The sequence below is a fragment of the Arthrobacter ruber genome (assembly GCF_002954225.1).
In the GTDB taxonomy this organism is placed as follows: domain Bacteria; phylum Actinomycetota; class Actinomycetes; order Actinomycetales; family Micrococcaceae; genus Arthrobacter_D; species Arthrobacter_D ruber.
The window spans coordinates 1-24,291 of record NZ_PPTH01000010.1; the positions used below are offsets into that span (position 1 = coordinate 1).

At 61.3% G+C, this 24,291-nt stretch carries 22 protein-coding genes and 2 pseudogenes; 7 read left to right on the top strand and 17 right to left on the bottom strand.

From position 1 onward, the window contains the following. Positions 1 to 358 (top strand): annotated as a pseudogene (locus CI785_RS01495) (hypothetical protein); the annotation flags it as partial. Between the two features lie 947 nt (positions 359 to 1,305). On the opposite strand, the gene CI785_RS01500 reads toward CI785_RS01495, so the two are convergent. The 6 genes from CI785_RS01500 to CI785_RS01525 all read right to left on the bottom strand — a co-directional run bounded on the left by CI785_RS01500 (position 1,306) and on the right by CI785_RS01525 (position 7,485). Continuing rightward, positions 1,306 to 1,956 carry a GntR family transcriptional regulator gene (locus CI785_RS01500; RefSeq protein ID WP_105030343.1) on the bottom strand — a complete coding sequence of 217 codons (651 nt, stop codon included), beginning with the start codon at positions 1,954 to 1,956 and terminating at the stop codon, positions 1,306 to 1,308. A gap of 60 nt (positions 1,957 to 2,016) precedes the next feature. Further along, the gene (locus tag CI785_RS01505; RefSeq protein WP_240614938.1) at positions 2,017 to 2,661 is read right to left on the bottom strand and encodes a 4-carboxy-4-hydroxy-2-oxoadipate aldolase/oxaloacetate decarboxylase; all 645 of its coding nucleotides are present in this window, start codon (positions 2,659 to 2,661) and stop codon (positions 2,017 to 2,019) included. Continuing rightward, positions 2,658 to 4,031, bottom strand: coding sequence for an MFS transporter (locus CI785_RS01510; protein ID WP_105030344.1), 1,374 nt, complete (start codon positions 4,029 to 4,031; stop codon positions 2,658 to 2,660). Before CI785_RS01510 ends, CI785_RS01505 begins: the two co-directional genes overlap by 4 nt. After that, positions 4,028 to 4,960: an NAD(P)-dependent oxidoreductase gene (locus CI785_RS01515; protein ID WP_276307994.1), complete on the bottom strand. Its 933-nt coding sequence runs from the start codon at positions 4,958 to 4,960 to the stop codon at positions 4,028 to 4,030. Before CI785_RS01515 ends, CI785_RS01510 begins: the two co-directional genes overlap by 4 nt. A gap of 793 nt (positions 4,961 to 5,753) precedes the next feature. After that, positions 5,754 to 6,050, bottom strand: coding sequence for a carboxymuconolactone decarboxylase family protein (locus CI785_RS01520; protein ID WP_105030346.1), 297 nt, complete (start codon positions 6,048 to 6,050; stop codon positions 5,754 to 5,756). After that, positions 6,043 to 7,485 (bottom strand): MFS transporter, encoded by a 1,443-nt coding sequence (locus CI785_RS01525; RefSeq protein WP_240614939.1) that lies wholly within the window; start codon positions 7,483 to 7,485, stop codon positions 6,043 to 6,045. The genes CI785_RS01520 and CI785_RS01525 overlap by 8 nt, the downstream gene beginning before the upstream one ends. Before the next feature lie 345 nt (positions 7,486 to 7,830). Here CI785_RS01525 and CI785_RS01530 point away from each other — a divergent pair, with 345 nt between their 5' ends. Both CI785_RS01530 and CI785_RS17415 read left to right on the top strand, forming a co-directional pair. After that, on the top strand, positions 7,831 to 8,082 hold the full coding sequence (locus tag CI785_RS01530) for a DUF4396 domain-containing protein (RefSeq protein WP_240614940.1): 252 nt from the start codon (positions 7,831 to 7,833) through the stop codon (positions 8,080 to 8,082). A gap of 394 nt (positions 8,083 to 8,476) precedes the next feature. After that, on the top strand, positions 8,477 to 8,803 hold the full coding sequence (locus CI785_RS17415) for an isochorismatase family protein (protein WP_276307995.1): 327 nt from the start codon (positions 8,477 to 8,479) through the stop codon (positions 8,801 to 8,803). 428 nt (positions 8,804 to 9,231) lie between these two features. On the opposite strand, the gene CI785_RS01545 is transcribed toward CI785_RS17415, so the two are convergent. The 6 genes from CI785_RS01545 to CI785_RS01570 form a co-directional block, all read right to left on the bottom strand. Continuing rightward, positions 9,232 to 10,128 (bottom strand): AEC family transporter, encoded by an 897-nt coding sequence (locus tag CI785_RS01545; RefSeq protein WP_240614942.1) that lies wholly within the window; start codon positions 10,126 to 10,128, stop codon positions 9,232 to 9,234. Between the two features lie 169 nt (positions 10,129 to 10,297). Then, positions 10,298 to 11,257, bottom strand: a complete 960-nt coding sequence (gene glpX / locus CI785_RS01550) for a class II fructose-bisphosphatase (protein WP_105030350.1) — start codon at positions 11,255 to 11,257, stop codon at positions 10,298 to 10,300. Between the two features lie 160 nt (positions 11,258 to 11,417). After that, on the bottom strand, positions 11,418 to 11,642 hold the full coding sequence (locus CI785_RS01555) for a hypothetical protein (RefSeq protein WP_105030351.1): 225 nt from the start codon (positions 11,640 to 11,642) through the stop codon (positions 11,418 to 11,420). A 34-nt stretch (positions 11,643 to 11,676) separates the two neighbouring features. Further along, positions 11,677 to 12,303 (bottom strand): 3-oxo-tetronate 4-phosphate decarboxylase, encoded by a 627-nt coding sequence (otnC, locus tag CI785_RS01560; RefSeq protein ID WP_105030352.1) that lies wholly within the window; start codon positions 12,301 to 12,303, stop codon positions 11,677 to 11,679. Between the two features lie 2 nt (positions 12,304 to 12,305). Further along, entirely contained in the window at positions 12,306 to 13,565 is a 1,260-nt protein-coding gene (otnK, locus tag CI785_RS01565) for a 3-oxo-tetronate kinase (protein ID WP_105030353.1), read from the bottom strand. Positions 13,566 to 13,575: 10 nt separating this feature from the next. Continuing rightward, positions 13,576 to 14,244, bottom strand: a complete 669-nt coding sequence (locus tag CI785_RS01570) for an aspartate/glutamate racemase family protein (RefSeq protein ID WP_105030354.1) — start codon at positions 14,242 to 14,244, stop codon at positions 13,576 to 13,578. Between the two features lie 324 nt (positions 14,245 to 14,568). Here CI785_RS01570 and CI785_RS01575 point away from each other — a divergent pair, with 324 nt between their 5' ends. Continuing rightward, the gene (locus CI785_RS01575; RefSeq protein ID WP_240614943.1) at positions 14,569 to 15,225 is read left to right on the top strand and encodes a GntR family transcriptional regulator; all 657 of its coding nucleotides are present in this window, start codon (positions 14,569 to 14,571) and stop codon (positions 15,223 to 15,225) included. Here CI785_RS01575 and CI785_RS01580 read toward each other — a convergent pair. Together CI785_RS01580 and CI785_RS01585 are read right to left on the bottom strand one after the other, a co-directional pair. Beyond that, positions 15,212 to 15,931, bottom strand: a complete 720-nt coding sequence (locus CI785_RS01580; protein WP_240614944.1) for a molybdate ABC transporter substrate-binding protein — start codon at positions 15,929 to 15,931, stop codon at positions 15,212 to 15,214. The two genes, CI785_RS01575 and CI785_RS01580, sit on opposite strands and share 14 nt — an antisense overlap. A 108-nt stretch (positions 15,932 to 16,039) precedes the next feature. Continuing rightward, a complete protein-coding gene (locus CI785_RS01585; protein ID WP_105030357.1) occupies positions 16,040 to 17,026 on the bottom strand; it encodes a phosphoglycerate dehydrogenase in 987 nt (328 codons plus the stop codon). A 251-nt stretch (positions 17,027 to 17,277) separates the two neighbouring features. Here CI785_RS01585 and CI785_RS01590 point away from each other — a divergent pair, with 251 nt between their 5' ends. Continuing rightward, entirely contained in the window at positions 17,278 to 18,630 is a 1,353-nt protein-coding gene (locus CI785_RS01590) for a TRAP transporter large permease subunit (protein ID WP_105030358.1), read from the top strand. Then, positions 18,627 to 18,929, top strand: coding sequence for a hypothetical protein (locus CI785_RS01595; RefSeq protein WP_157940105.1), 303 nt, complete (start codon positions 18,627 to 18,629; stop codon positions 18,927 to 18,929). The genes CI785_RS01590 and CI785_RS01595 overlap by 4 nt, the downstream gene beginning before the upstream one ends. A 594-nt stretch (positions 18,930 to 19,523) precedes the next feature. On the opposite strand, the gene CI785_RS16885 is transcribed toward CI785_RS01595, so the two are convergent. From CI785_RS16885 to CI785_RS01615, 3 genes are all read right to left on the bottom strand, one after another. After that, the gene (locus CI785_RS16885; protein ID WP_157940106.1) at positions 19,524 to 19,898 is read right to left on the bottom strand and encodes a hypothetical protein; all 375 of its coding nucleotides are present in this window, start codon (positions 19,896 to 19,898) and stop codon (positions 19,524 to 19,526) included. A 1,439-nt stretch (positions 19,899 to 21,337) separates the two neighbouring features. Continuing rightward, entirely contained in the window at positions 21,338 to 21,646 is a 309-nt protein-coding gene (locus CI785_RS01610; protein ID WP_105030362.1) for a hypothetical protein, read from the bottom strand. A 931-nt stretch (positions 21,647 to 22,577) separates the two neighbouring features. Further along, entirely contained in the window at positions 22,578 to 23,618 is a 1,041-nt protein-coding gene (locus CI785_RS01615) for a PDDEXK nuclease domain-containing protein (RefSeq protein WP_105030363.1), read from the bottom strand. A gap of 258 nt (positions 23,619 to 23,876) precedes the next feature. Here CI785_RS01615 and CI785_RS01620 point away from each other — a divergent pair. Beyond that, positions 23,877 to 24,160 (top strand): annotated as a pseudogene (locus CI785_RS01620) (DUF4193 family protein). Positions 24,161 to 24,291 lie beyond the last annotated feature (131 nt).

A 24,291-nucleotide genomic window follows, 5' to 3' on the forward strand; every position in this document is an offset into this window, starting at 1 on the left:
CGAGAACCCCACCACCAAGGACGAGATCAACGAGTACCTGCGCGAGGTGTCCCTGCACTCCACCATGCGCAAGCAGATCGACTACATCGACAGCCCCGAAGTGGTCTCCACCGACTTCGTCGGCTCACGCCGCGCCGGCATCGTCGACGCCCTGGCCACCATCGCCGACGGGCACCACGCCGTCCTCTACGTCTGGTACGACAACGAGTTCGGCTACAGCTGTCAGGTCGTCCGCGTCCTCGAGGAGATGGCCGCCGTCCACCCACCGACCTACCCCGCCGCGGATGCCGGGGCCGAGGTGGCCGCCCNCACCGCCGTGGATACCGGCGCCGAGGTGGCGGTAACAGTAATTACCTGATTGATACGCATACAGGAAAGGCGCCGCCGGGGGCCTACGGCCCCAATAGTGGTTGGGCCACAAGTACCAGCTGGACCAGATGGACACTACGAATGGTTAGCGGGTTCGCATGGCGATTGAGTCGGGGATCGCCGTCCTGGCCTTCTGACACCACGCTTCAACCCACCGATGTGGTGGCCATTGAGTCCTGAGGTTTTGCATCAGGATCGTCTCGGTGTCGGCTTCGAGAACGGGGCGTATCGCTAGAGGCGAGTTCAACACGTCGTGCAGTGCGACCGCTCGGTAGGCGCAGCCAAGGTGGGAATCGATGCTGATGAGGACCCGCTCGGACTGCGAGCAATCCATGTCTAAGGCACTCGCGCTCGGAATGTTCCCGTCCGAGATGTAGGAAGGTGTCGAGTATCCAATTCTCCAGGTCCTGCCTCAGCCAGTGTTCTCAGTAGCACCGGGGTGCTATCTGTTCTGTTTGGCCCTGCTGATCTGGACCACGGTGATGTCAACGTCATCGCTCGAGTGAAAAGCGCGTCGGGTCCCCGTTGTGCTTGGAATCACCCAAACAACTGTTAGGTCTTCGGTCATCATGTCAACGACGGCCTCGTAGGTGGGCTTTTTCTCTTCTTTAACGAGGACCCGGTCCTGTGGTTGCAGGCCGATCCAGCCAGTCCGCCTGACATTCTTGAAGAACGCGTTAGGGGGTACCGCGTACGGTGTGACTCGGCGATAAAGAGGTTGCGGCATGTCAGCGGAGTCCTGTCGTTCTCGTTGTAGTCGCTTGGGTTAGTTGCCCAACTAGGAGAATGTCGACCTCATCGAATCTGATTCGACGGACACTCGGTCCTCCGCGGTGGCGGAGTGAGAGATCCACTCGAGAGTTTGGGCATTTCGCCTTCTCCGACTTTCACGGTTGATGGTGAGCATGCGCAGTGCGCCCCTGAAGGTGCGATGAGCTATTCGGTGGGCCGGCGCCTGCGGGTGAAGGCTGCAAAGGATGTACGGAGGTGGCTTTCCATGAGCGCCCGGGCGAGGTGTTCGTCGTTGTCGGTGATGGCGGCGATGATCAGCCTGTGGTCCTGCAGGCTTCTGCCGAGTTCTTCGGCGGAGTAGTACTGGAAGGAACCAGACATCAGTGGAGCCAGAGCGAGGTCTTTTGCGATGTTGAACAGTCGAGGTGAAGCTGCGGACTCCAGGATCAGAAGGTGGAGCTTGTGGTTGAGTTCTGCGATCTGAGCGCGGAATCCTTCGGGCTGGTTCTCTGCCAGTGTCTCCATGCTGGCGCACAGCCGGTCCAGCTCCTCAAGGTGGGAGTCCGTCCGGCTGTGCGCCGCGAGGCCTGCTGCGTGGGATTCAAGGAGCGATCGGATGGCCATGACCTCTGCTGCGTCGGCGTTGGTCCACTCGGCGACGAATACTCCCCGATGGGGTGCGACGACGACCAAGCCCTCGTTTGCCAGCTCCCGCAGTACGGTGCGGATAGGAGTGCGGCTGACTGCGTACTCGGTGCAGAGCGCCCGCTCCGTTAGGTGACTCCCTGGGGGGAGCTTGCCCGTGGTGATCTTGACTCGCAGGTCATGCAACACATCCTGACGCTGCGTGTCCATCACACCCCCAACCCGTGCCGTCTGCTGACTGAATCCGACGTTACTATGCCGGTCCGGTTTCTACGGCTTGCTCAGGCCGAGCAGGTCCAGCGTCGAGGCTCCTTCCCGGATTTTGGTCCGCATAGTTTCCTCCTTTTGTTCGCGCTTTTCAGACGAAGCAACGGCGGCTTCCACGTCGTCGGGGCGTACCCGGACGAGGCCGTCCGCGTCCCCTACGAGGATGTCTCCTGGATTGATCAGGACTCCGCCGATCATGACCGGAACGTTGACCTTGCCCTGCTGGACCTTCGTTGTCTTGCGGATGCAGATACCGCGGGTGAAAACGGGGAAGCCTGAGGCGATGATCTCCTGACTGTCCCGTACGGCACCGTCGATCACGAGGGCGGCGAGACCGCGTTCCTGAGCAGCCAGTGTTAGTACATCCCCCCAGGGGCCTGCCTGTGTATAGCCTTTTGCGTCGACGACGAGGATGTCGCCTTTACCGGCTTCGAGCAGGGCTACGTGGATGTACCAGTTATCTCCAGGTTCAAGATCGACGGTGACCGCGCGGCCGGCGACTCTAGACGTCGGGTCGAGCGGTTTGAGGGCTGGGTCCAGCGCATCCTGCTGGCCGTTGGCCTCGTACACGGTGGCCGCTCCGAGAGCGGCCAGGCGACCGATACTGCCGGCGGGTGTTGTGCCTGCAATGTCCGCGGCGGTGGTCACTTTGCTTCGCTTTCGGTCAGCACGTACTCGGCTTCGGCGTCAGCTTTGGCCTCTGCCACCCGGGCAGTGGCTTCTGCCTGCTTGACGAACTTCAGGCCGACCACCATTGCTGCGGCAATGAGGCAGGTCGCGCTGACCAGTCCCAGTCCCCAATTGTTGTTGCCCGTGGCATCGTTCAGGGCGCCGAAGCCGAACGGGCCGATGAAACCGCCGAGGTTGGCCAGGGAGTTGATGGCGGCAAGGCCGACGGCTGCGGATTGTCCGGTGAGGAACAGGGATGGCAGTGACCAGAACGGTCCGTAGGTGGCGTAGACGGCGACGGTGATAACTGTCAGGAGGGCGATGGAAAGCAGGAGGTTGTTGACGGCGAAGGGCATCAGGGCTAGTCCCACACCTGCTGTGATCAGCGGGATACCGACGTGCCAGCGACGCTCACGGGTCTTGTCGGAGTGACGCGCCCAGAACACCATGAAGACTGCTGCGATGCCGTAGGGCAGCGCGGTGATGTAACCGACGGAGGTGTTGCTGAGCTGGCTGGACGCGGCGGCGATGATCTGCGGGGTGAAGAACGCCAGGACGTAGATCGCTACGGACTTGCTGTAGTAGATCAGGGCCAGGGCGAGGACCCGGCCGCCGGCCAGGCTGCGCCAGAACGACACGTGGCCGTGGCGTTCGAGCTTTGCTGCCTGCTCGGCCTTCAGGGTGGTGTCCAACCACAACTTCTCCTCATCGGTGAGCCATTTGGCCTGCGATGGTGAGTCGACGAGGGCGTACAGGACGACGATGGCCATGAAGATCGCCGGTGAGCCCTGGAGGATGAAGATCCACCGCCAGCTCTCGATGTCGAACCAGTGGACGTGGTCGAGGATCAGGCCTGACAGGGGAGCGGCGATGACAGTCGCCAAGGGCAGGGCGATCATGAACAGTGCGACGACGCGGGCGCGTTCGCGCTCGGGGAACCAGAAGGTCAGGTACAGGATGACGCAGGGAAAGAACCCTGCTTCGGCAACGCCGAGCAGGAAGCGGGCGATCGCGAGCTGTTCGAAGTTCTGGACGAATCCTGTTGCTGTGGCGACGACGCCCCAGGTGACCAGGATCCTGGCGATCCACCGGCGGGCGCCGACCTTGCGCATCAGGAGGTTGCTGGGAACTTCGAAGAGGAAGTAGCCGATGGAGAACAGGCCAGCGATGAGGCCGAACTGGGTGGTGGTGATGCCGAGGTCCTCATTCATCGACAGGGCCGCGAAACCGACGTTCGCGCGGTCGATGAAGGCGAGGATGTAAAGAATGATCAGCAGGGGCAGCACTCGGAATTTGATCTTCCGTAGAGTGGAATCCCCGACGCGGACGCGTTTTACTGGGGTGCTCATGCTGGCACCTCCGTTTCGGTAAGGTTCTGCGATGAATGGTGTTTGGCGACTCTGTCCAGCCAGTTCAGGGACGCCTCGGCGGTAGGACCGCTGGGCGCACCCAGAAGTCGGGTGTTCTCAACGGTCGACGCGTATTTCTCGGCGACCCGTTGCGTCAGTTCGCTGGGGTGCCCTACGGCGTCCAGCTGAGCAGCTGCTTCGAGTACTTCCGCGTGTCTACGGGCAGCGTGTGCGGGATGCGTGGCGACCATGCTGTTGAGGAGGTCAGCGAAGGGTGCCTGGTCAACATCGCTCAGCACGGCGTAGAGCTGGTCGAGGACACCATAGGCTCGCGCGGCGGGAAGGGCTTCAAGTGCCAGGGCTTCAAGACCCTTCATGATCACCGAACGCAGCAGCTTCACCGTGACGGCATCACCAGGCTGGCTGTCGGGAAGGACCCGCACGGGAGCGCCGACGGCAGCGAACAGTTCCTCGACGACCCCGAGGCGTGCACCACCGTAAAGCAGGGGGGTACGCACCCCGCTCAGGGCCACAGCCCCCGTAATGGCAATGTCGACGTATTCAATGCCTGCTGCAGTGGCGAGCGAGGCACCGTCCCGCTTGGCCTGCGCGGCAGCCGTCGTCATGTCGACGATGATCGAACCGGGCTTCGCGTGCTGAGCGAGCGACCTTGCGACACCCGGCAGGACCGAACCGGGAACGCATACCAGGATGAGGTGATAACTGGTGATCCACTCCGAGATGTTCGGGTGGATAGACAAGCCCACCTCCATAGCCCACTGGGTGGCCGCGGCTGGGGGATAAGGATCCGAGAGGGATACATCGCAGGTCTCACTCCCAGTGAGCGCTTGCGCCCAGGTCAGACCAACTTGGCCAGAACCAATGATGGTGATTTTCAAGACGGACTCCTTCGTTGCAGTGTCTGTGATCCACGATACAACTTAAGAACCATGTAAGCCATACATCACTAAAAATCGGCAGCTACTGGTCAAATGGTTCTTAAATCGTACCCAGAGCCACACGGTTTCGAGGGGAAACCGTTCCTGACTGCGCAGGGGTCCGATGAAGATCGGCATCGGACGGTCGGCTCCTTCGGGACCACGAACAGCCAAGGACTGACCCACAGATGGACGGTTCGAAACCCTGCCCATCGGACTTTTACCTAACGGCTGATGGCCGCGGAGAATACCTACCGACCGAGGTGATGCCGCCCCTATGGTGCGGGCCGTGGTGGTCGTACTCAAGAGGAGGGCTTACGTCATCCCACAGCCTCATACAGCATCAAGCACGTTGACGGAGCCCATGGAGTCCACACCTTGTCCCAACTCGGTCACCTGCTCCACCTCGTGGCGAAGGTACGCGGGTTCCAGCGGGCACGGAACGGCCAAGGGGTTGCTACCAGAGGTGCTCGCTCCCTGAGGCGTTAGAACAGCATCGGTTGGATTCAGGATGAGGAACGAGGCTCACAGGTCGGATCACCGGTCCTATCGCGCGTGACCATCACAGTTGTACCCGACGGTAGCCGAGGGCGCAGGGTGAATCATTGCTCTAGAGGGAGGGTGCTGACCAACGGCTGATCCACTCCATGCTTTGGTGCCCGCTACAGTCAGCCGATACTAGCAAGAGTCCGGGACGAGTTGCTTCAGAAGAAGCGTGGCACTCTTCGCGCGGCGTCTGTCTGCGCATCACCTAGTCTTCTTCACCGATGCTTCTAATTGCTTTCTATCCATGGGTCACTCCACCGCCAACACGCAGGGCGGTAGCGACCATGACGGCCTCTGCGACGTCGGCTTTGAAGGCTTCCCCAGCAACGGCACGTTTCGCGTGGTCCTCAATGCAGAAGGGGCACTGGGTGGTAACTGCGACATCGATGGCGATGAGCTCCCGAACGAGCAGGTCAAGGTCGCCTGTCTTTTTGCTGAAGACGGCCTTGTCGAATGCGAGGAATGCGGACACCATGTCTGGGGCGTTGCCCTTCAATTCCTTCATGTACTGGGCATCTGCCGGGTGGTCATGCATTGGTTGTCCCTTTCGTTGCGTCCAGCTTCTGTTGGTGTTGCGGGCGGGCGGTGACCATGAGGGTGACGATGAGCGCCGCGGCGGCAAGGATGAGCGCTCCGCTGCTCAAAGCTGTGGTGTAGCCGTCGACGATGGCCTGGCTAGCGGTTGCCATTGCGTCGGTATCGCCTGCTGCACGGGCTTGATGGAGGGCTGCGAGGGCGTTTGGTACCCGGCTTTCTGTGGTGGTGACGCTGATGGTGGACAGGGCGGCAATGCCGAGGGCGACACCGATCTGCTGGGCTGCGTTGAGCAACGCCGAGGCTATGCCGGAGTCCTCTGGTCGAACGCCGGTGACAGCGGTGAGGGTCAGGGGCACGAAACTCAACCCGAAACCGACGGCGACGGCGAAGATCCCGACCATGAGGTGCTGGACGTACCCGGAGGTCGGGGTGATGGTGGACAGCCACAGAATGGCGGCAGTGGAGATGAGGATCCCGGTGACTGCGACGACGCGGGGAGCGAACCTGGCGACGAGTTTCGAGGCGATGCCGGCGGAGAGGATGATGCCGGCGCCGAAGGGCAGCCAGGCCAACCCGGTCCGGACGGGGTCGTACTCGAGGATGTGCTGCATGTAAAGGGTCAGCAGGTAGAAAGTGCCCATGGGCCCGAAGCTGACAAACAGCATGCCGAGGTAGGAGCCGGTCCGGTTGCGGTCGGCGAACAGGCGCAAGGGGAGCATCGGGTCCGCGCTGCGGGATTCGATGATGACGAACGCCGGCAGCAAGACGGCGGCCAGGGCGAACGCGATCAGTGTTACCGGGTCAGCCCAGCCTTGCTCACCTCCGTGGATGATGGCGAAGACGATAGCGGCGATCCCGCCGGTGCCAGTAACTGCTCCGGGAACGTCGAGTCGTCCGGTGTGCCGGGATGCATCGACAAGGATCCGGGTTCCTACCAGCAGGGCGAGTCCGATGGGGATGTTGATGAAGAACACCCACCGCCAACCGAGCGTCCCTGTCAGCACACCTCCCAGCAGCAGTCCCACGGTCACACCCAGACCGGACATCGCCCCGTACAGTGCCAGCGCCTTGTTCCGAGCCTGACCGGCAGGAAAGGTCGTGGTAATCAGAGCCAGTGCGTTCGGTGCGGTCAGCGCCGCCCCCAGTCCCTGGACAGCGCGAGCCGCGACGAGCACCGGTCCCGCCGGCGCAAGCCCAGCCACAAGAGAGGACACGGTGAACAGGCCGATACCGATCTGCAGAATCCGCCGCCTGCCGAAGAGGTCACCAAGCCTTCCCCCGAACAGGAGCAGACCCCCGAACGCCAGGATGTAGGCATTGATCACCCACGGCAGGCTCGCGGGCGTGATCCCGAGCTCGTTCTGGATCGACGGCAGGGCGATGTTCGCAATCGAATCATCGAGGACCAGCATCAGCTGTGCGCTGGCAACCACCAGTAATGCCAGACCAAGACTCCGACTACTTAGCGTGGCAGGTACGCCCGAGGGGGCGGATAACTTCGCGGACATGGAAACTCCTCAAGGATCGACACTAAGTAGTAGGTACCCCCCGGGGGTATACGCCACCATTTATACCCCAGGGGGGTATTAGAGGCAAGTGAGGAAAGCGCCGCGCTGGACTCGTAAGTGGTCCGACGCACGCAGGGTGAAGGAGAAGTAGATGAGCGAGAACAGGCCACCGACTACTACGGTCAACACGGTGGGGCGTCGGCGACGTCCTGATCGATGACGGCAACCCTGCACTGCCTCACCAGGTGTGCGCCCGCCGAGGTGCTGCGCATGGTTCCTTGGCGGAGCGCATTGAAGGTTGCCCTCGCCGCTGACACTATTTCCACCGCAGTCATGGAGGTCATCGACAACACCGCCATGCTCACTATTCCGGGCGCTATGGACGCTGGGATCGCCTACATCCTGTTCCGGGAAGCACTCGCCCGATCACTGGCATTGGCCTTCATCATCACGACACCCGCGAACCGCTGGCTGATCAGCCACGGCAAGGGCCACGCCGTCGTTCACCAGTACCACCACTGACCCGGATCGGATGATGGGCTGACCAGTAGGCATCTGCTACCAAACCATTGCTGAGCTCGCGCCTGAACCTGGCGGTAGCGGAGAGGCTAGGCGGGGCGCCGGGTGTCGAAGCGGCGTCTGTAGTGGGTTGGGGTGGTCGAGAAGGCGGTCGAGAAGTTCTGACGGAAAGTGACCGGGTTGCCGAACCCGCAGTCTGCGGCGATGTGGTCGATCGGCCGCCGGTATCCCGATCGTGGTCGTTCAGCACACGGCAGGCGAAGGCGCCCCTGTCTTCGCCCTTGGGACATCGGAGTACGATCTCCATCCCGAGGTCGAGAGCCGTCGTACCGAGACGTGGAAGAGCGTCGTGAAGCATTACGGGTCGGTCTATGCCGACACCGACCTGACACAGTGACTGAGTGACCAGAATGTCGACACCGTCACCCTCGTGGGCTACATGACCAACAACTGCATTCTCGGCTCGGCCGTCGAAGCCGAAGGCCTCGGCTTCACCACCGAAGTCCTCTCCGATGCCACCGGTGCGATCAACATCGCAAACGACGCCGGCTTCGCGGACGCCAGGACCGTGCACACGACCCTGCTCGCACTGCTGAACTCCAACTGGGCCTCCGTCGGGACCACCGAGGCCTGGGCCGCAGCACTGACCGCCGGGCAGGCACTCCCCGGAAGCGACCTGGGCACCTCCGCAGCCACCGGAACCGCACGCGCCAACAAACCCTGACCCCGAGTTCGCTCATGGACCTCGAAGGAGTGGGACGAGCAGTTGCGGCCGAGCTGCAGGCTGCACTCACCGGAGAACTGAAACCAGGAATCCACAAAGTGCCGGTGCGTCTCATACCGCGCGAGTCGATGGCCGGCCTTGCAAGCAGCAAACAGACTGAGCCACCCTAAGCTGCGATGACCACATCGTCCTGTGCGAAAACGTAAGTGCCTAGGGTGATTCCACCTGCCTCTTCCGGCGGAGTAGTCGACAGATCGGATCAACAGATGACGAATGTGGGAGCTACAGCTAAGACCGGCGAGAAGTGCCCGGAAAGTGGAGTGTGAGCAGTGCAGGAATCCCCGAGCACGACCGCGCCCATCGCGAAGCGCAACATCATGCCTCCGTATTCGGGCAAGGGTTGAGGCATCATTGCCAAGGTTGTCGCTCTAGTTGAGCATCCATGCAGCTCCGAGGAGAAGCGGGACGGCCAGGATGGAGGTGATGATCGCTGTCGTTTGAGCAAGGTTCTGGCTGGTCCTGTAGCGGACGGCGTAGAGGACGACATTTTGGGCGGTCGGGAGGATCGCGCACGCGGTGACGACGAAGGTTTCGAAGGCGTTGAGTTTGAACACGTAGGTCGCCAGCATCCAGGCCAGCAGAGGCTGGACCACCGACTTCAAGGTGACAGCCACAGCGATGGGGGCGATATCCGCTGCGTGGGCGCGCGGAGCCAGGCCGTGGAGTGACATGCCGAAAATGATGAGCATGAGTGGCACGGTGATCTGGGCGACGAGCGTGACCGGATTTAGCACGAGCGTCGGGATGTTGAGGCCTGCAGCGCTGACGATGATGCCGCTCATAGCGGCAACGGTGACGGGGTTGCGGAAGGGAATCAGCAAGATCCGTCCTAAGGAGCCGTGCTTACCCTCGGGGTTGGTGAGGTCGAGGACCGTCAGAGCGATGGGCGTGATGATAGCCAGCTGGAAGAGCATGATGGGGGTGACGAAGGTCGCGTTCCCCAGGATGTAGAGGGAAAGGGGGACGCCGAGATTGGTGGAGTTCACAAGCCCTGTCGCCAGCGCACCAATCGTCGTGCGGCGAACTCCCCATCGGGCAAATAGGCCGATCAACGTGAAAACCGTCATGACAACCACCGCTGTGATGACGGAGATCAAGCCCGTGGAACTCAGGACGTCGGAGATATGGCGGGTGGCGATCATGGAGAACATCAGGCTCGGCAATCCGACCATGAACGTCAGGGTGGAGAGCACCTTCGTTCCTTGGGGCCCCAGGGCGTTCGTTCTACCCAGGGTGTATCCGACGACCAAGACGACGCCGACCACGAAGAATCCTTGCAGGACTCCAATCAACGCTGTCCTCAATCCTGTCTGTGGAGTCCGATAACCCTCATTCGGGTGCTTGTGGTCTTTGCGGCTCTAATGAGATCAATATTCCGCTCCTCGCCAGTGGAGACAAGAGATTTTCAATGTGTTGTGTCATAGTGCATCCCTCCTAATGCGCAAGCTTCACTTGAGGCGGAAGTAGCCAGGGGGCAGCGAGATGGCTGGCGGTGACTCTGCGGATGGTGCCGGTGGGGGAGCGCAGGATGATGGACTCGGTGGTGATGGTTTGCTTTTCCCTGCGTACCCCGTCTACCAGGTCGCCGTCGGTAACCCCGGTAGCTACGAAGTAGGTGTTGTCGCTGGTTATCAGGTCGTTGGTGAAGAGGACTCGGCTGAGGTCGTGCCCGGCGGCTATGGCCTTTTCGCGTTCCTGAAAGTCTTTTGGTGCGAGTTTGGCGTGAATAAAGCCGCCGAGGGCTTTGACTGCGCAGGCTGTAATAATGCCTTCAGGGGTTCCTCCGATCCCGGCGCACATGTCAATGGCGGAGTCATCTCTGGCGGCGTTGATGCCTCCGGCGACGTCGCCGTCAAGGAGGAGCCTGGTCGCGGCCCCCGCCGTGCGGATGTCCTGGATGAGGGAGTCGTGTCGCGGTCGGTCCAGGACGGCGACGATGATCTGGTCGACAGGTTTTTGCATTGCCTTCGCCAGGGCTCGAATGTTTTCGCCGATGGGCCGGTTGATATCGATGACGCCCGCCCCGGCATGCCCGGTGACGATCTTGTTCATGTAGAACACCGCGGAGGGGTCAAACATGGCGCCCCTGTCTGTCACGGCAATCATGGCCAGGGCGTTACGTCGTCCGGCCGCGGTGAGGCTGGTTCCATCGATAGGGTCGACGGCGATATCGACGGCCGGTCCGTCGCCGGTTCCGACACGTTCGCCGTTGAAGAGCATGGGGGCGTCATCTTTCTCGCCCTCCCCGATGACGATCCTCCCGTCGAAGGACACGGTGGACAGGAAGGCACGCATTCCGTCCACTGCAGCACCGTCGGCGGCGTTCTTGTCACCCTTTCCTACGAAGGAGACCGCGCGGATTGCGGCGGCCTCAGTGGCGCGGACCAATTCCATTCCAAGATTCCGGTCGCGGAGGGGGGTGTTCTGAGCAGGGTAACCGATCACTGCGTGGTCCTTTTGGGGAAGTCGGGAAGTCAGGAAGGCGGCTGGAGACCGGTGGAGGTCTTCACCGGCTTTAGGGCGTATGTGCCGGCGTTTTTTAGAGCGGACGTCTTCAGAACCAGATGGTGAGCGTTTCGTCGCTGCTGTCGACGAACTGTCGTTCGTCAGCACCGAAAGCACCGATCCAGAATCCACTTCCATCTGGCATCACGGCTTCGACTGTGCCGAGGCGGACTTTAGTGCCTTGCCTGTGGAGTTCCACGAGGTCTCCGGGCTCAAGGGACCATGGGCGGTCATACGGCTCCCGGTGGCTATCGGTCTCGGTCTCGGTGGTCATGCTTTCCTTTCAGCTGCAGTCAGTAGGGTCACCCTCACCGAGGAGGCCGGAGCGCCGCTACCTCTGTTTCGGTCAGCGGACGTGTTGGGACTGTCCGCAGAAGCAGGAAGAGCTTTGCTGTCTCCTCAATTTCTTCGAGTGCATCCATCGCTGCGGAGAGGGTCATACCGGCGACTACTGGACCGTGGTTGCTCAGGAGTAAGGCGTGGTGGCGAGTTGCCTCTTGCTCGGCTAGTTCTTCCAGGCTCATGTCTCCTGGTGCGTGGTACGGCAGCAGAGGTAATGTCCCGACCCGCATGGCGTAGTAGGCGGTAAGCGGCGGCAGAGCGTTGGCGTCATCCACGTCGGCCAGGCAGGAAACGGCGGCGCTGTAGGTGGAATGGGTGTGGACAACGGCGTTCGCATCTGGCCTTGCACGGAGGATAGCCGCGTGGAGGAACGCTTCCTTTGACGGCCTGGGGCCGGAGAGGTGAGCCCCGGTGCTGTCGATAAGCGACAGTTCCTCGGCCGTAACGACCCCAAGGCTTGATCCCGTTGGGGTTACAAGGATTCCCGCTGCGGTTCTCAGAGATACGTTTCCGGTGCTGCCGTGGGTGAGTCCACGGTTGAACAGTGAGCGTGCAGCACTGATTACCTGCTCGGCTTCGGTCACAGCGTCCATATTTATTTCCCTTTTCTGTCACTAGAAGCAGCGACCAGGAGATCAGGTTCGCCGAAGTTTCCGGACTTGAGTAGCACATCGAGTCCTTGAGCGGTGTGGATCCACGGCACGCCGCGTGCTGCTTCGGGGCCGATGATGCCGCCGCTCACGCCCAGGGCGTTCACGATGGATCCGGAGGTTTCGCCACCGGCGGCGATGAAGCGGGTGACTCCACGCTTTCTCAGTTCTTGGGCGACTTCGGCGATTGCTGTCTCCAGGATGTCAGCGGATCGTTCGACACCGAGAGTCTCTTGAACTTCGTGCAGTTCAGCGGGTGGAAGCGATGAATAGATCAGCGGCGCGTCTCCATCTGGCAGCGCATCGAACCAAATCAGTGCTTCCTGAGCCAGGGTGGCCGGATCCTGGCACTCAAGTGCGTCGAGCCTGAAGGCCGGGCGGCCGTCCCGGTGCATGTGCTCTATTTGCTCAAGTGTCCGTCGTGAACAGCTTCCGGCCAGCACCACGGCGTTGCCGGCTGGCAGTTCTTCCTCATTGAGGGACGCCAGTCCGCCCTGTTGTTCGACCTTCGCGCGGGCAAGTGCCCCGGCAAGGCCTGCGGCGCCGGCGACGAGGGGCTCATCGATAACGGCACGGGCGATGGCCAGCAGATCGTCATCCGTGATGGCATCAGGAAAAAGGTAACGTGCCCCTGTCCGTGCAGCCTGTATGGCCGAAACGATAGCCGCCGGTCCCTGCCGAACCACGTCGTGCCCGATAGTGGAACTGGTTGAGCCGCTCGGTGTCTGCGCATCCATCAGGAGCACGAGGGAGGATTCTTTCATGGGTGTCAGCGGGTGGTTGCGCATGTGCGATTCGGCCAGGAGAAGGCCGTTGACGAACAGGTAGCCGTTGTAGACCGTCCGTCCGTGTTCAGGTGAACTGGGCGTTGTCACTACACTGTCAGTTTCGGTCAATTCAACCAGGGCATCGAGAACGGGACCGATGTTGCCCGCCGGGGTGGAGTCGAAGGTGGAGCAGTACTTGAAATAGAGCTGCCTTGCTCCGGCCGCTTTGAGGGCCCTGGCGGCCGCCAGGGTTTGGACCACGGCGGATTCAACCGGAATTGTCCGGGATTTCAGGGCGATGACCACGGCTTCCAGATTCGAATCGATGGTGCCCGCATCAGGGACTCCGAAGTAGATGCCGGCGCAGAGCCCTTGGCGGCGGAAAGCTACAGCGACGTCGGTGGCCCCGGTGACGTCATCGGCGATGGCTCCGATCATGGTTCTGCCTCTACTTTCGGTCTGCCAGGAGACGGCGTAGTGCCACTGCTGAGCTCTTGGGGCCTGATACCACTGGAATCCCGAGCGTGCGCTGAAGTTCGTCGGCTGCTGGTGCAAGGGAATACTGGGCAAGGAATACCGCGTCGATGTCTGCGGTGTTGGCAAGACAGGCTTCGGTGAGGGCGGCGGTCAGGGCGGGTGTGTCCTGGCTCTTCGATGCGGCCATGGCTTTTGGCACCGCGATGCCGGTGACGCGGCTCTTGCGGCCGCTTACCTCCAGCGCCTCCGCAAGCCGCTGCACCGAATCATCTCGTGCCCCCTCAAAGGAAGCTACGACCAGGATTGAGCCATAGCTGGCTTCGACCAGTTCAGCGAAGGCGGCCTCGTCCGGTGCCAGCACGGGCAAATCCCACGTGGTTGCCTGGGCGACCGGACCATAGAGCGAACAGGTCAACAGAACGCCATCGGCCTGTTCCGTGATGGCGTGGGCGATGAGGCGGGACATCCGCTCGCGAAGCATATCGTCCAACCCACCGCGATTATCGGCGTCTACCAAGAGACGGTCATCGAGTATGTTCCAGATGACAGCCTCGGGGAAGTCCTGGCTCAGTGCTGCCTGGGCCGGCGGGATGGCCGCAGTGACAGCATTGATCAAGGCGATTTTCGGTGCGGTGCTCATTCAGGTATCTCTCTTATCCACTGAGGCCGGGACGGTCTCGGTATTGGTATGTGGTCGCATTAGATCCAGCCCCCATAACCGAACTAGTGATCGAAACGGTGGTCTTCCAGCAAGTCCTCGCCCACCGCCGGTTATGTGAGCGGGTGAATCAGCGGTGCCAAAGACGACGGGCGGTGCCTGAGAACGCTGGTAGCTGCTGATGCGATCACCTTCGTCGTGTGTAGCATTCTGAAAATAATATAGTGTTAGGAAATAGCAGCCGACTTACTTGTTCGCAGTGAACACCATGGCGGTCGGCGCGCTGACGATGACAAAGGAGTTCCCTTGGCCAAGATTTCTCTGGCAGACCGCATGTATGAGGTACTGCTTTCCCAGCTGATGGATGGCACCCGCCAGCCGGGGGAGGTGCTGAACATCGGAGCCTTGACCCGAGAACTCGAGGTCAGTCAAACTCCACTCCGGGAGGCCCTGGCACGGCTTGAGCACTCGGGGTTGGTGCAGCGGGAGTCGCTGCGCGGCTACTTCGTTGCTCCGCCTTTCACGGCCCGGGAGCTCGGCAAACTCGCTACGGCCAGGGAGCTGATAGAGCCTGCCCTCGCTGCCGAGAGTGCGTTGCGCCGGACCCCGGAGTTTCTCGAGGAGCTTGCGGCCACCATCGAGGACCTGGCTGGTTCGGCCAGGGGAGCGGACGAGGACGCGAATGCTTTCCGGGCGTACTGGATTGCCGACGACCGGTTTCACCGGCTCATCGCAGCTCAGGCTGACAATCCGTTCCTGGAAAGCGCGTATCTCGCCCTCAGTGGCCAGGTGCAGCGGTTCCGTCTGTTCATGAAGGCGGGCCACACCAACGCGTCCGAGGCAGCTGCCGAGCATCAGAAGATCCTGGACGCGCTTGCGTCCGGGGATCCGGCGGCTGCCTCGGAGGCGATGCGGGTACATGTGTGTGCCGCTATAGAGCGTGCGCGGACTAAGGCTGGCTGACGCCGGCGTTGGCGCCGACCGGCTCCAGTGCGGTGGCCCGGTACGCTGGGGACGCCTTGGGCCCGGTGATGTAGTCGACGAAGGCCTGGACGTCAGGATTGTTGGCTGAATCGACGGCGATGCCGGCAGAGAACTCTGTCCATCGCTGCAGCTCCTCGGGCAGCGCCCCGACGATTTCCGCTTCGGGTACGAACATGAGTTCGCTGAGCTGCTGAACGGCGATATCAGCTTCTCCGCTGAGCAGGGCAGTTGCCGTGAAGCCCTTCTCGAGTACGGTCGCCTTCGGCAGGACGACGTCGGCCAGGCCAAGACGCGTTACAAGCTCGACGAAGTAGATGCCGCTTTGGCCCGTGCGGGAGTAGGCGACGGACCGGGCGGAGGTGAGCGTCTTGATGAATTCCTCGCGAGTACTGATGTCCGGGTGTTCTGCGCCGGGGCCGACCGCGAGGCCGATCCCGGTGCGGACGATGGGTGCAGGGTTGGCTGCAACCAGCCCGCGGGCGATGAGGTCGTCGAACGAGGGCGTTGCCCCGATCAGGACATCGAAGTGTTCGTGTGCTTCAATGCGGCGGAGCAGCTGGACGGTCGGATCGAAGATGGGCGTCACCGAGACCCCCGATTCCTTTTCGAACGCTGCGAAGATTTCGTCGTCGAAGGCCTTGCGGGTTGCAAGACCGCTCATCATGACAATTGAACGCTGGGACATGGTTTTTCTCCTGATTGGGCCGCATGTATCGACCCGCTGAATGTGTGGTTGTTTGCCTTGCCGTTCAACGGGCGAACGGAGGCGGGGGGCCGGGCGGGGAGCCCGTGGTTAGACAGCGGCCGCAGCGACTGCCTCTTTGTTGACGCACTGGCGCGGCAGGTTGTTGTTGAGAACCTCCACCACGGATTCGGCGGCCATGGCGCCGGAACGTGCCCGGCCCTCGTGGGTGGCTCCGGCGATGTGTGATGTGAGGATCAGGTTCTCCACACCCCGCAGGGGGCTGTCGGCGGGGAGCGGTTCCTGCTCGAAGGTGTCCAGGGCGGCACCGGCAAGTTTGCCGGAGCGGAGGGCTTCAACGAGCGCGGTCTCATCTACCGTGCCTCCGCGTGCTGCGTTGACGATGATCGCACCGTCGCGCATGGTCGCAATGGTTTCCGCGTTGATCAGGTGTCGTGTTTCCTCGTTGAGGAACACGTGCAGCGTGATGGCGTCGGCGTTGGCGATCAGCTCCGGAAGCTCTACCCGCTCCACGCCGATCTCTGCAGCGAAGGCTTCATCGAAGTAGGGGTCGTAAGCGATCACTCGCATGCCGAAGGCGCGGGCAAGCTGGGCGACGGTCTTGCCGATTGCGCCCAGTCCCACGACACCGAGTGTTTTACCGAGTAGCTCGCGGCCGCTGGGCTGGGCCCAGCCACCGCCCTGGACGATGACCGAGTTCTGCGGAATCTGGCGTACCAGGTTCAGCAGCGAGGCGATGGCGAACTCGGCAACTGACTGACGGTTGACGCCAGGGGTCGCGCAGACGGCGATGCCCCGTGCGTTGGCGGTTGCCAGATCGACGTTGTCGTAACCGACGCCCGTGCGAGCGACGACCTTGAGCTTCTGCGCTGCGTTGAGCACATCTGCTCCGAAGGGCTCAACACCGGCGATGACCCCGTCCACGTCCGCGATGACGTCCTGCAGTGTGAGTCCCTGGCTTTTCAGGTCGGCCGGGCGGCCGTAGACAACCTCGTGTCCTGCGTCGAGGAGAAGACGGTGCACGTCGTCCCCTTCGTTGAGCCACGAGGTTGTAATGAGAATCCGTTGTGTGTTCATGCCCATCCTTCTTCTTTGAATGCGGGGGTAAGCGCGGCCACCACGGCCGCCTCCTTGCTGAGTTGCCTTGTGACCGGCATCACCACTACAGTATAGTACACCAAACTATATTATAGTTTCGGCGGCGTAGGCCGTCTGGCAGATGATAGGAATTCAATGAAGAATGAACCCTTGGACAGCCCGCCCAACGCGCTGCTTCCCACACCCTCCGCCTTGGGCAACTGCCCACTAGCTGAACGGACTCTCCTGCTGTGAGCGCTGTCATCGCGCTTGTCGCATTCATCGCTGTCATCATCGTTTGGAACGTCGTCGTCAAACGGAACATCGGCGAAGCCATGATCATCGGTTGGGTGGTCACGTCTCTGTTCGCCGGCTGGCCCAACGCACTCATCTTCGGTCTTCAGGGACTGCGTGACGCCCTGACAGAACCGACGACCTTCGCAGCCCTCGCCTTCGTTTTTGTCAGCGAAGTGTTGGCGCGGGCCGGCATGATTCAGCGCCTGGTGGACATCCTCAGCTCGCTCCTGGGCAGGGTCCCGGGCGGATCGGCCTACGCTGCGACAGCATCATCGGGCCTCTTTGCTACCGTCGCCCATTCCGGTGCCGCTATCGTCGCAACCATCGGATCGATCACCATCCCCTGGATGAAGCGGTCGAAAACGTCGGGTGAAACCGCCGCCCTGGTGATGTCCGGCAACGCAGGTCTCGGCACAACGTTCCCCTTCGCGGCGGCCTTCTTTATCCTGCTGGCATCCCCGACGGTCGCCCCCTCCCTCAAGGCGCCCGACGTGGTATCCACCATGTTCATCACCGGAGCCTGGATGGTGGTGATGCGACTCATCATCACAGCGGTCATCGTCCGCAAACGAGGCGTGGGACGCATGGACGAAGCCGACATCCAGCCTCTGAAGCTCACCCTCGTCAAAGGCTGGACCTCCCTGCTGATCTTCGTCGGCATCGCCATCCCCGTCATGGCAACAGTGGGTTTCACCGGCGAATGGGTGCGTGAACGCGTGGGAGAGGATGCCGCCGGCGGCATCAGCCTGCTGCTCTGGCTGCCGATCATCATCCTCATCCTCGGCCTCTTTATCGGCAGGAAAACTCTGCCGCGGTCAACGAGGGCATGGTGGCAGTACTCAGGTGAGGTCGCGCCCAAACTCGGCATCGTCGGCATCACCATGGTCTTCGCTTTCGCGGCCTCGAACGTGCTCACCAGCATTGGCCTGGCCGAGCAACTGGGTACTCTGATGGAGGTGCTCGACGGGGTCCCCAAGATCGCCGTCGTGGCCGTCGTCGGTTTGATCCTCGTCGTCATAGCAGGGCCACTGAACTCCGCATCCACAACAGCCGCAGTCGGCCCGATCGCCTTTGCGGCCCTCACGGCCGCCGGCGTGCCCGCCGCCGTTGCCTTCGCAATTGTGCTGGTATTCGCCTCCTCCGAGGGCGCCTCACCGCCCGGAGCGGCCCCGCTGTATGTCGCAGCCGGCATAGCAGAGGTCAACCCGGTACGAATATTCCTCCCCGTCGTGATGTATTACCTCATCCCGACCTTCATCGTCGGCGTCCTGATCGGCGTCGGCGTCCTGTGGATCCCCACCCCATGACCGACGCCAACATGTCCCGAAAGGCAACAATGTCCGAAGCGACAACCAGCCGACCCATCACCCGGCCACGCTTGCGGGCCGGACTGCTGACAGTTTTCAGAATCCTCCTGGGCATATTCCTGCTGCTCGGCACCATCATCACCGGTGCGCAGATCCTGGGAATCATGCTCGGCAACAGCGACCTCGTCGTCTGGGCGGCCAGCCTGCAGGACATCACCTGCACGATCGCAGGCATCGCAGGCGTGTTCTCCTTCGCCCTCATCTACACCATTCGCGGCGGAGCGAAGGCCGAAGACTAATAGTTTTCGGTCATACCACGTGGCACTGCCACCTACGGCGAAGCGACCCTTTGGGCCCTGGAGCAACCAGGTCCCCAAAGGGTCGCTTTCCCCTTTGAAGCCCACGCCAGAGCCGGCTGGGGCTGGCCGGACTCCAAGAACAAGAGGCTGTGAGACACCCGAGGCTGCTCAAGGCCCCACAGGCGGCACCGGCCGGCTCCTTTGAGAGATCCCTCCGGCGCACCTAACCGGAAGACGCCACGCACAGGCAGCAGGAGGAGCGGTTAGAGGCCGAATGGGCTGTGATGCACACGCAGCTCGGCACCGTGTCCACCAACCTCAGTTCTGCGCCAGCGCGAAACCTGAGGACATCACCTCCAGTTCCCGCTGGCGCAATGCGGCTCGCCGATAATTGACCTTATTTCGACAAGATTGGTGATCAGCGAGGCGTCAAGGGTTAGTTTCTCACCCTACGCTTACGCACCGAGGAATCCGATCCCTTGCTAAACTCCAAACCAATTGTCCGATTAGAGATCAATTGGCGCGCCTAAATTGCTTGGCATGGCTGGGGGTTTGAGCGCGTGAACACACCGTGAGAACACCGGCGCTCAGCGTCTACCCGGGGTAAGTCCACTCCCACGCACTGTCTGTCCACCAATCCTCGAGGACCAATGTTCCCGAGGGACTCTGCAGATCCAGCAAGACCTTCCCCTTCGCGTTCTCACCCGGGCCGATGGTTGTCGGCAGTAACTCGGCCTCACTCAAACAAGATAGTGAAGCTGCCGTGTATGGACTTACATTCGATGTGACACCGTCTGGTCCGATTGCGGTGAACCCACCGGCATCAATGTTGAAGTTCTCGATGAGGTCCGAGTTGAGCATGTTGGGGCTGGTTTGCACTGATACGTCTACGGCGACGAAGACGCCGTTCTCCGAAGAGCCGGCGTAGGGGCCGCTACACACCACGTTGTTACTGATGCTGTTGACCACGAAGGTCACCAGGTACTCGCCGTTCGCGTCACGGATCCCGGCCGTTTCACCGATCCGCTTGATCAGGTTCCCCCGGACTGAGGTTTGCGTGCCGGGTGGTGCAGGCGGTGCCGGTGGAGCGGGTGCCGCCTGGGTGGGCGGCGCAGGCGCGGGGGGTGCGACAGAGGGGGAGGGTGTGGGTGCGGCAGTGGTCGGCACGGGGGCTGGGGTCGGAGTTGTAGGTGCAGCCGAAGTAGAGGGCGCAGAGCTGGGGCTAGCCGTCTCAGCTGGCTGACTCGTCGCAGGCGTTTCGGCGGCATCTGGTGACGAGCAAGCCGTGAGCAGCAGGGCGAGGCCTAAAAGTGACGCGAGTTGCTTTTTGATGATTCCCCCAAGGTTGCGAGTTGCACTAATGCTACGGGCGGAGGCAGCGAAATCGCAGGGTTTGGTGTCCCACGGCTCGGGAATGGTGAAGGAAAGGACCACCTATCCAAGGAGCCGGGAATGCCCGAAGCGTACTACCCAGGAATCACCGCCGGAGATGCCGCGTCGATTCACCAAGCGGCAGCGTTGCTGCCGCGACCGTTCGGCCCAACTCATACATGCAGGTCTTCGAACTAGCCGACACCGCGTACGCAACACCACTGACCGTACGCCCCGAATCAGGTCTTCTCGATGCGAAAGTCCCGGTCGGGGTCCTGCCGATCCTGCCCGATGTCTACGTCCAGTCGCCCAACTTCAACGTCGTTTTGTGGAGAGGCTGACGGCTAGACGCGACGCAATCGTCAGCTACTGCTCGGACCGATCGTTGCTAGGTGGTCGCTCTGGTGTGCTCACTATATGTTCACGGGGCATGCGAGCCCAGTAATGATGCGGTCAAACAGGGTGCAGGCTGATTCCCAATCAGTTGATGCAATGACGCACTGACGACAGCAGGACCCTGAGACAGGATGGCTACGTAAGCGGCGTCGCAGGTACATGGTGGGCACTCTTGGTCGTTACAACGACCTACTGAGTACTTGTGACGAGTTTGCCTGCCTCGTACTCCTGCTTGATGAGCGCAAAGTGTGCGAGGCAATCATCGAGCGAAGTCGCAAGTCTGTCGTGATACCGAACCTGAACGCTCGCACTATGAAGGAGGCGGTACTCCGCGCCTACATTGTCGTACAGGAGGCCTGTAACCTCATTCACCCCTAAGTCATTGGAGTGCTTCCGTGCCTGATGGAAGTCGGGACTGCGGTGGTCAGGTACCAACAGGTGATGAATATTCTTCAGGCGCGTAAGGTCGGCGAAGACAGGGTCAACTAGCAGCGAGGCCTTTACGATGTGGTAGCTAGCATAGAAGTAGCATACGGCCGCCCACTCGTTGGAAACCGTATCGTGTAGCGCCCGCGCAACCTGCTCGTGCTTTTCCGACCGGGCCAGATGAGTCGCGACGTCCCGGACGGCGCGAGATGGTGTCATACGAAGGAAAATTGGCGCTGACTGGCGTTATGGGTAGCCTCGCTACCTGTGGCCTCGTCTTCGGTGAAGAGGAACGTCATTGTCACTTCGCCTAAGTACATCTTCTCGAGCTCAATAAGCTTCTTCATCGCGTAGACTTGGTTTTCGCGATTGTTGTTAACGAGCTCTACCGTAACTATGCACTCCATCGACTCGTGATGGAGCTCCACAGACAGGGAGTGCAGACGATCGTGTCCCACATACTGCGCGCTGCAAACGCCGATCGACTCGGTCAGTACCTCGAGCTCAGTCTTCGTAGCAGTCATGTACTAAATTTACAGATCGTGTCAAGTTGAGTAGGCAGTCGTGTGGTCAGGCGTCGTGGTTGCGCTCGTCGTCGTCTCGTGCTCGAAATCAGCAGTAGGTAGTGGGCCAGGATCGGCACTTGTGAGCACCAGGTGAGCGCACACTCCAGGTGACAGCCGAACATGAAGGGTGACCTACCCGCATCGAGACCCCTCGACATCCCCGTACTTACGGGACGGAGGGGCCTAGCGGTGAAGAGAGATGAGCACGGCAACATCACTGTGATTCAGCTACTCTTCGCGCCACCAATGGCCAACCTATGGTCAAGCCACTATTCAACTCATGAGCGGCTCTCAAGCATGGACGATGTGCTTAGAGTTCCGGACTTCCGGAGTTCCGGAGTTCCGGGTACAGGCTCAGCGCCCGGAACTTCAGTTAGGATCTGCGCCAAGCCGACGACCCGCGGAATGACGCCCTCTCGGTCGCTTCCATAATTCGCCGATAACCGACGTTATGTCAACTAATGTTGACGTAGTCGATCTCCTACCGCTGCGCGACGGCTGCGCTACCAAGGTGCTACCGAGAAACACCGCGTCAGGATGCACGCTCCAACTCCGCTGCCGCCTGCAGGACTGAGTCGCAGATCCTGGCCAGAGTGCTTGTGCAGACAGTGTCCGCACAAACACCTCGGCACGGAAGTCGAGCACTGTCTGCTTGCTCCAAGAACTGATGGGCTCACATAGAAACCAAGTTGAACGTGAAGGACCACTCAGAGCTGTCATCGCAAGTTCTGTTTTCACAGACTTACAGAGATACGGATTACAGACTGAATGCATTGGCGCGGCCCGAGTGATGGCTCGTACAGCGCAGCCCTCTCCTGCGATGCCCTCGGAGCACCGACAGCTGCCTGATACCAGGTATGGGTTTGGTGAGGGGTAGTTGGATTTCCACCTATTCCGCGCTCTCCGATGCGATCTGGTCGAACGCTGCCGTGAGTTCGTCGGCCGCTGGCAGGGCGCGTTGCTCCGCGGCTGGCAGACTCTCGTAGGTGTAGGTGGACACGGCCATCGGTGACTCCGATCGACCAAGCGCGTAGCGGACAGTGTGATCGTTCTTGCTGCCGCAGATCAGGATCCCGACAGTGTCGTTGTGAGCTTCGCGGCGAAGCTTGTCGTCAACGAGGGCGACGTAGAAGTTCAGCTTTCCGGCGTACTCGGGCTGGAATTTACCGGTCTTGAGCTCGATGACGAAGTAGCGCAGCTGCTCGACGTGGAAGAACAGCAGGTCGATGTAGAAGTCGTCTCCCTCGACTTCAAGGTGTACCTGCCGGCCGACGAACGCGAACCCGGGCCCGAGCTCCCGGAGGGTATCGACGATGCGGTCCATGAGAGCCTGCTCGAGATCCCGCTCGGCGACCTCGCCGGAGAGTCCGAGGAACTCGAAGGCGTATGGATCCTTGGCTGTCTGCTGCGCCAGCTCGGAGTCCGGGGCGGGCAGGCTGCGGGTGAAGTTCGACGGCGCCGTCCCGGTGCGCTCCATGGACTTGTTCATGATCATGTTCATCAGCACGTTCCTGGACCACCCGTACTCCACGGCTGCCGCCGCGTACCAGTTGCGGGCGTCAGGGCCGAGGCTCTTGTCGAGGATCGTGCGGATGTGACCCCAGGGCAATTGCGCCACAGGCTGTGGCGCAATTGACTTCCCCGGCCACTGGCGGGCGAAGCTCGCCATGTACTGCAGGTTCCGTGGCGAAAAACCGGTCATGTCCGGGAACTCACTTCGGAGATCAGATGCCAACCGGGCGACGACTTTACTCCCCCATCCGTCCTGCTCCTGACGCGCAAGCACGTCGCGACCGATGCCCCAGTACAGTTCAATTAGCTGCGTATTTACTGTCCGCTGAGCGCTTTGGCGGGCACGACGCACACGATCTTTCAGCGCCTGCAGGGTTGAGCCGTACTCATCAGGCACAGCCAAGTCGGAGGTTGTCATGATTCCTATCCTTTCAGCACCATCGACGCTGACGCGCTGTGGCACGGCGCCCGCCGTCACCCGACTCGCGTTTAACACGGCCACAGAAGCCGCACACAGTCTCCTAAAACCCGTGCTCGTCGCATTGATCTGATGGCACAACCAACCACCACCAGATCGCATAGTGCGAGGAATTTGCTGCTAGCGCAACTGGCCTGGGGTACCCCGAGAACGCCTGTACCTTGTTGCGACACCCCTACAACGATTGGACCGGACACTATGGGAACCGACTACGACGAGCCCGCATCCGTCCGGAAGACCAGCCTGCCAACGAGTCGCTCGATGCCATCCAGACTCAACACAGCAACACCGCACAGACCTCCGTCATCGACGCAGAGGACACGGACACCGCCGAAGGCTTCGACCTTCCCGGTGCCATCCTCGAAAAAGAACTGACGGTGCAGGTCGTCCCTATGCAGGAGGACGAGTTCACCTGCGTGTCGCGCTTCATGGTTCATCATCGAACTCAGCCCGCACGCGAGAAGAACGGCGACAAGTACTGAGCCGAGTGTGAAGGATGACCGTCGTCTGACCAGATCACGGTTGACTGACTCGCGAAGCCAACCGACTGTCCCCCGCACGCGCTTCATCCGCGCGGTGTGTGGCCACCTGGCCACCCCTATCGATCCTAGGC

What these genes read in the sequence shown, in the direction of transcription:
- CI785_RS01500 (WP_105030343.1), bottom strand. Translation starts at nt 1,956, where the DNA reads ATGGACACGCAGCGTCAGGATGTGTTGCATGACCTGCGAGTCAAGATC.
- CI785_RS01510 (WP_105030344.1), bottom strand. Translation starts at nt 4,031, where the DNA reads ATGAGCACCCCAGTAAAACGCGTCCGCGTCGGGGATTCCACTCTACGG.
- CI785_RS01520 (WP_105030346.1), bottom strand. Translation starts at nt 6,050, where the DNA reads ATGCATGACCACCCGGCAGATGCCCAGTACATGAAGGAATTGAAGGGC.
- CI785_RS01530 (WP_240614940.1), top strand. Translation starts at nt 7,831, where the DNA reads ATGGTTCCTTGGCGGAGCGCATTGAAGGTTGCCCTCGCCGCTGACACT.
- glpX (WP_105030350.1), bottom strand. Translation starts at nt 11,257, where the DNA reads ATGGAATTGGTCCGCGCCACTGAGGCCGCCGCAATCCGCGCGGTCTCC.
- CI785_RS01555 (WP_105030351.1), bottom strand. Translation starts at nt 11,642, where the DNA reads ATGACCACCGAGACCGAGACCGATAGCCACCGGGAGCCGTATGACCGC.
- otnC (WP_105030352.1), bottom strand. Translation starts at nt 12,303, where the DNA reads ATGGACGCTGTGACCGAAGCCGAGCAGGTAATCAGTGCTGCACGCTCA.
- otnK (WP_105030353.1), bottom strand. Translation starts at nt 13,565, where the DNA reads ATGATCGGAGCCATCGCCGATGACGTCACCGGGGCCACCGACGTCGCT.
- CI785_RS01570 (WP_105030354.1), bottom strand. Translation starts at nt 14,244, where the DNA reads ATGAGCACCGCACCGAAAATCGCCTTGATCAATGCTGTCACTGCGGCC.
- CI785_RS01580 (WP_240614944.1), bottom strand. Translation starts at nt 15,931, where the DNA reads ATGTCCCAGCGTTCAATTGTCATGATGAGCGGTCTTGCAACCCGCAAG.
- CI785_RS01585 (WP_105030357.1), bottom strand. Translation starts at nt 17,026, where the DNA reads ATGAACACACAACGGATTCTCATTACAACCTCGTGGCTCAACGAAGGG.
- CI785_RS01595 (WP_157940105.1), top strand. Translation starts at nt 18,627, where the DNA reads ATGACCGACGCCAACATGTCCCGAAAGGCAACAATGTCCGAAGCGACA.
- CI785_RS01610 (WP_105030362.1), bottom strand. Translation starts at nt 21,646, where the DNA reads ATGACTGCTACGAAGACTGAGCTCGAGGTACTGACCGAGTCGATCGGC.
- CI785_RS01615 (WP_105030363.1), bottom strand. Translation starts at nt 23,618, where the DNA reads ATGACAACCTCCGACTTGGCTGTGCCTGATGAGTACGGCTCAACCCTG.